Source organism: Oleiphilus sp. HI0067 (genome assembly GCF_001635735.1).
In genome coordinates, this window is sequence record NZ_LWFI01001016.1 from 1 (window position 1) to 1,418 (window position 1,418).

Sequence of the window (1,418 nt, forward strand, 5' to 3'; positions counted from 1 at the left end):
TGAGCGGACGACCATTTCTTACTGAGGCAGGCCCACTCGTTGAGGCCGCCGTTGCGTCAATTAAAGAAGTCAAAGGAATTGATACCGAGCTATCCACTAGTGGAGGCACATCAGACGGCCGGTTTATCGCGCCAACAGGTGCACAGGTCTTAGAGCTTGGCCCATTAAATGCGACCATTCACCAAGTGAACGAGCACGTAAGCGTTCAGGATTTGAATGATTTGTCAGATATCTATGAAGGTATACTGACGCGGTTGCTAGCGCCATAGTTTACTAGCCCAAGACAATGAATGATCAATTGCCACATCTCAAATGCCCTGTGTGCGGCAAGCCGCTCAAACTCATGGAGCGCACCTTGAGATGTGAGCAAAACCATTGTTTTGATCGCGCTAAACAAGGTTACTTCAACCTACTTCTCAACCAAGATAAATCTAGCAAGAACCCTGGCGATACGATCGAGATGGTACAAGCTCGTCAACGGTTTCTAGCGCTTGGCCATTACCGAGCCATTGTTGATGCTTGTATTAGTCAAATAAGTCATCATGCGAAGTCGCACCAAGTGCCTACCATCACGTACACAGACATAGCCTGCGGTGAAGGCTACTACACTCAACAGTTCCATAATTTTCTAGCACGCGATATGTCTCTTGAATGCGCCTTAACTGGTATAGATATTTCTATACCAGCAATTCGCACAGCTGCCAAACGAGTGAAAGAGGCAGCATGGTTAGTTGGCAATGCGTTTCGATTGCCCGTCTCAGATCATAGTCAGAGCCTTGTAACACATATGTTTTCACGTCCCTGTATGTCGGAAGCACGACGCATCATTATGAATGATGGGCTGCTTCTTGACGTGTCAGCAGGCCAAAACCATCTCATTGAATTGCGGAAGCACTTATACCCAGACGTAAAAATTAAAAAGCGGGTAGAGAAAACACCGATATCAAACGAGGATTTTGAATTACTCGAAGACCAACGCGTTTCTTATACCTTCACGCTCAACTCAAAAGACGCCATTCTTGACCTCATCACAATGACTCCACATGTTTGGCGTGCGCAACGCTCTGAGATCGAGCGCACCGCAGAATTGAGATCGCTTTCATTAAGCTGCGATGTATATGTTGCAAGCTATAAACCAAAGAATCATATAAATGGAAACTAGATTTAAGCTATTCTTTGTGTTCAGCGCACTCTTATTGATATCACTCTCTGGCTTAACCTACGCTGAGTTTTATATGGAAGATTCAGTGCAACAAGAACTAATTGGTCTAGTTTCATTAATAGCAGCAGCCCTATCGATATTTGGCGTTGTCGCTGCATATGTCATGATATTGTGGCAACGACTAAAACGCTTTTTCACTACGGATACACGACGATGACACAGCAACCCGATGTAGAGATTTATATAAAGAATGTTG

At 44.8% G+C, this 1,418-nt stretch carries 3 protein-coding genes; all 3 read left to right on the forward strand.

The genetic code is table 11. The features are described 5' to 3' along the window. Positions 1 to 269 (forward strand): M20/M25/M40 family metallo-hydrolase (locus tag A3739_RS13615; protein WP_156502581.1); only part of this gene is annotated, 269 nt, incomplete at its 5' end. Between the two features lie 17 nt (positions 270 to 286). Continuing rightward, a complete protein-coding gene (locus tag A3739_RS13620; RefSeq protein WP_068478432.1) occupies positions 287 to 1,162 on the forward strand; it encodes a putative RNA methyltransferase in 876 nt (291 codons plus the stop codon). Further along, entirely contained in the window at positions 1,152 to 1,379 is a 228-nt protein-coding gene (locus tag A3739_RS13625) for a hypothetical protein (protein ID WP_068476870.1), read from the forward strand. The genes A3739_RS13620 and A3739_RS13625 overlap by 11 nt, the downstream gene beginning before the upstream one ends. Positions 1,380 to 1,418 lie beyond the last annotated feature (39 nt).